Below are 4411 nucleotides of genomic sequence, written 5' to 3'. Positions count from 1 at the left end.
TTGTGTTGTGTTGTGTTGTGTTGTGTTGTGTTGTGTTGTGTTGTGTTGTGTTGTGTTGTGTTGTGTTGTTAATCATTGAACAATTATATAGCATAAATAATCTAATGTCAAATAACTTCACAACAAAATTATTTTTAAGAATAAAATCTCGCATATATACCGCAAGGAAGAACAATATTAGAGTTTTCTATAGGAAGTCCTATTTCGCCGCTTTCAAAAGCTCCATTATGTTTTATAGAAGTTGATAAAATATTTTTAAGTGATATATGAGAAAAACTTGCAGTATAACAATTTATTAAAAAAAGAATAGGATCATCTGATAAAAGTTTTACGCATTCTTCTACAAGTCTTTTTAAACTAGTTTCTATCTGCCAAAGCTCTCCATTAGGACCTCTTCCGTATACAGGAGGATCCATTATTATAACATCGTATTTTCTTCCTCGTCTTATTTCTCTTAAAACGAATTTAATTACATCTTCTATAATAAATCTCACTTTCTTATCTTGTAAATTGTTTATTTCTATATTTTTTTGAGCATGCCCAACTATTTTTTTTGAAGCATCAACATGAACAACTTCATTACAATCAGCATAAGCACAAGCAACCGTTGCACCGCCTGTGTATGCAAATAGATTCAATGCTTTTACTTCTTTATTCTTATGAGAAGAAGATTTTTTTTCTTTGATTTTATCTATAATGAACTGCCAATTAACAGCCTGTTCTGGAAAAATACCTATATGTTTGAAATTAGTAAATTCTATTTTGAATGATAAATCTTGATATTTTATAATGAAATTATCTTTAGGCTTATTTATATACTGCCAATAACCTCCACCCTTATCCGAACGATGATATACAGCATCCAAATTATCCCATTTACTTAACTGTTTAGACCAAATAACTTGAGAATCTGGACGAGATACTAAAAATCCTCCTATATTCTCAAGTTTTTCGCCTTCACCGCAATCTATAATTTTATAGTCTTTCCATTTATCAGCTAAGAGCATTTTATTTTTTACTTACCTTTGATTATAATAAGTAACATCATTTCTTACTACAACAATATCAACTCTTCTATTTAAAGCTCTTCCATCTGGTAAATCATTAGATGCCACAGGTCTAGTATCAGCATATCCTGCAATTGAATATTTATTTCTATCTAACTTTCCAGCCTGATCATTTTCAAATATTTTTTCTAAAATAACCATAGCCCTTGCAGAAGAAAGTCCCCAGTTATTACCAAATTTCTGTTCTGTAATACTTCCAGGAATGATAGAACCAGAATCTGTATGACCTTCTATTCTTACATCATTAGGTAAACCGCTAAGTACAGAGGCTAATTTTATAAATGTTTCAACATTATTCTGATTATCAACTAAATTAGTAGAAGCAGATTCAAAATACTGATCTGCACCAAGGCTTATGATAAAACCTCTTTCATCTTCCTCTACTCTAACTTTCCTGCTTTTAATTTCTGATTCTAAAACAGAAGTTGCCTTATCAATACTTCTTCCGACAGAATATCCTCTCTCTGTAGAAGGCAGATTATCAACTGTAGCACCGCCGTAAATAAGTCTGCTTTGTGATAAAGTAGTACCACCCGGCATAACACCAAATGATCCTTGGAATGCTGTAGCGATAAGCTGTATAGAAGAATCACTAACAGAGGTAGACATTGTAGACAATAATAATACAAAGAATGTTAATACTAAAGTTACAAAGTCCCCATAAGTTTGAAGCCATAAAGGAGCTGAAGGACCAGGCACCTGAGCCTTATCACCTACTTTTTTAGCTTTTTTACCAAATTTAATAGTAGCCATTATTTACCTCTGAATTATTATTATCTGTCTCCAACTTGTTCATTAACTTTCTGACGCTGAGAAGGAGGCAAGAAAGATATAAGTTTATCTTTTACTATTCTAGGGTTATCACCTGCCTGTATAGATAATATACCTTCAACCATAATACTTTGAACTGTAGCCTCAGATGAGTGTCTCGCTGCAAGTCTACCAGCTATAGGCAAAGCAAAACCGTTAGCTATAACGGATCCGTAGTATGTAGTAATAAGTGCTACCGCCATACCAGAACCTATTGCTTCAACACCGCCGCCGCCGCCTAAGCTTCTAAGCATGATTACAAGTCCGATTAATGTACCTATCATACCCCAAGCAGGATATAATGAAGCAGCATCTTCAAATACTTTCCTTACTGTATCGTGCCTTGCTTCTACGTTATCTATCTCTGTATTCAAAATATTTTTTACTAATTCGGGATCTGTTCCGTCTACTACAAGCTGCATTCCTTTCTTTAATAAAGGATCTGATATCTCTTGTATATCATCTTCTAGTACTAATAAACCTTCTCTTCTAGCTTTTTCTGAAAAACTTAAAAGAGTTATAATTATTTGTGCTTCATCATAGTCTGGTTTATTTAAAAGTACTTTAATAGCTTTAGGAACACCTAATACTGTACCCATATCGTTAGCAACTAAAAGCGAAGTTGTTCCTCCTAGTCCTGTTACTACTGCGGATGCTATATCTATCATGTGCCCGACATTACCGCCCCCTGAAATAATACCAAATAAATTGATACCTATAACCAAAAAAACACCCAAAGGTACTATTATATCCATATTTTGCCCTCTAACTAAAATTTATTTTCTTTATTTAAGTTAATTTCTTATTCTTCATTACCATAGAATGAAGGTTTTTTTACACTATCTTCGCAAACTATTCTGCTTCTGTATTCTACTATTCTATTAAGTACTGTTTCAAAGCTGTCTTTAGTTACTACCTTCCTTCCGGATAACATAGTTATTACTAAATCAGGAGTCTCCTCCATAAATTCTATTTGATGCGGATTAACATACAATATACTTCCGTCAAATCTTGTTATATGTATCATAATATCAGAAACTCCTAACTCTATTATACTATAAAATTATAAAAAGTCTATTTTTAATAATATTATTTATATTAAATAATACCTATCTATTATCTTTTAAGTGCTATAACTTCCTGAAGCATTTGATCTGCTGTAGTGATAGTTCTGGCATTAGATTGGAAACCTCTTTGAGTTACTATCATATCAGTAAATTGTTCGCTCAAGTCAACATTTGACATCTCCAAAGCTCCTGCTTTTAAAGAACCTCTTCCTTCTGCAGCTGCTGTACCAATATTGGCTGCTCCTGAGTTATTGCTTGCTACAAATAAAGTGTCACCTGCTTTTTCTAAACCGCCTGCATTATTGAATTTAGCTAAAGCAACCTGTCCTAAAGTTTTTCTATTTCCGTTAGTAAATACACCTGTTATCTGACCGCTGTCATCAAAACTGAAACCTTCTAGCATACCCATAGTGTATCCGTCTTGTTCTATAGCTTTAGTAGTTGATGGAGATTCAAATTGTGTAATACCATTAAATAAACCAACTTCTCCCATAGTAAGGTTTATAGTTTGGTTTACTTCGCCTTCTGTTCCCTGATAAGTGAAAGATACATTAGGCATTAATACTCCTTCTGTCTGGGTATTAGTACCATCGCTTACAGAAATTAAAGAACCAGCATCATTAAATACTAATTGGAAAGTATTGTTTCCGCCGCCTTCTACTGGGTCGCCTGCTGATACGCTTACACTTCCTTCTGTTGCATCTGGTATATCTATTGTCATATCCCATCTGTTAACATCTGTTCTAGTGAAAGTTGCTCTTAATTGGCGAGGTATTCCTGTTGAATCGTATATAGTTAAATCTGACTGATGTGTTTCTCCGCTTTTTTGTAAGTTACAGAAATATTTTGTATTTGCTGTAGCTCTTGCTGGATCCTTTGAACCTACAGGTATAATTAAATCTTCTACTCCTGCTGAAGTATTTAATTCCATTTCTCCTGTTTCAGGATTAAGTACAGCATTCCAGCCTTGTACCTTATAACCTATAGAAGGATTAACTAAATAACCGTCTCTGTCTAAAGAAAAAGCTCCGTTTCTAGTATAGTAAGAATTATTGCCTCTTTTTTCAATAAAGAAACCTTCTCCTTGAATAGCTAAATCAGTGTTTACACCTGTAACTTGTAAAGCACCTTGTGTATGTATAGTGTCTATTGTAGCAACCATCATACCCAAACCTACCTGCTGAGGATTGATACCGCCTCTATCTTCCTGAGGCTTTGCTGCCCCGCTTAAAGATTGGCTTATCATATCCTTAAAGGTAACTCTTCCTCTTTTAAATCCATAAGTATTAACATTTGCAATGTTATTTCCTACTACATCCATTCGAGTTTGATGATTTTGTAAACCAGACACGCCGGCAAATAATGAACGCATCATAAGGCGTATTCCTCCAAAAATTTTAGTATTTCTTACAAAATATTTTCGGTATAATTAAAATTTGTTTAATACTTTTTTATTTCTAACTATAA

5 protein-coding genes are annotated in these 4411 nt (G+C 33.5%); all 5 read right to left on the bottom strand.

Features of this window, described 5'->3' with window-relative positions:
- Positions 1-134 precede the first annotated feature (134 nt).
- Positions 135-1007 carry a class I SAM-dependent methyltransferase gene (locus tag A966_RS02930; RefSeq protein WP_008722363.1) on the bottom strand — a complete coding sequence of 291 codons (873 nt, stop codon included), beginning with the start codon at positions 1005-1007 and terminating at the stop codon, positions 135-137.
- A 12-nt stretch (positions 1008-1019) separates the two neighbouring features.
- On the bottom strand, positions 1020-1820 hold the full coding sequence (locus A966_RS02925; RefSeq protein ID WP_008722362.1) for a flagellar motor protein MotB: 801 nt from the start codon (positions 1818-1820) through the stop codon (positions 1020-1022).
- A 20-nt stretch (positions 1821-1840) separates the two neighbouring features.
- Positions 1841-2632, bottom strand: a complete 792-nt coding sequence (locus A966_RS02920; protein WP_008722359.1) for a motility protein A — start codon at positions 2630-2632, stop codon at positions 1841-1843.
- Between the two features lie 47 nt (positions 2633-2679).
- The gene (locus A966_RS02915; protein ID WP_008722357.1) at positions 2680-2904 is read right to left on the bottom strand and encodes a flagellar FlbD family protein; all 225 of its coding nucleotides are present in this window, start codon (positions 2902-2904) and stop codon (positions 2680-2682) included.
- Between the two features lie 89 nt (positions 2905-2993).
- Entirely contained in the window at positions 2994-4319 is a 1326-nt protein-coding gene (gene flgE / locus A966_RS02910) for a flagellar hook protein FlgE (RefSeq protein WP_008722355.1), read from the bottom strand.
- Positions 4320-4411 lie beyond the last annotated feature (92 nt).

This window comes from Brachyspira hampsonii 30446 (assembly GCF_000316195.1).
Classification (GTDB): Bacteria; Spirochaetota; Brachyspiria; order Brachyspirales; family Brachyspiraceae; genus Brachyspira; species Brachyspira hampsonii_C.
Note: the sequence above shows the minus strand (reverse complement) of the source record. Positions and strands in the feature narration are given on the sequence as shown.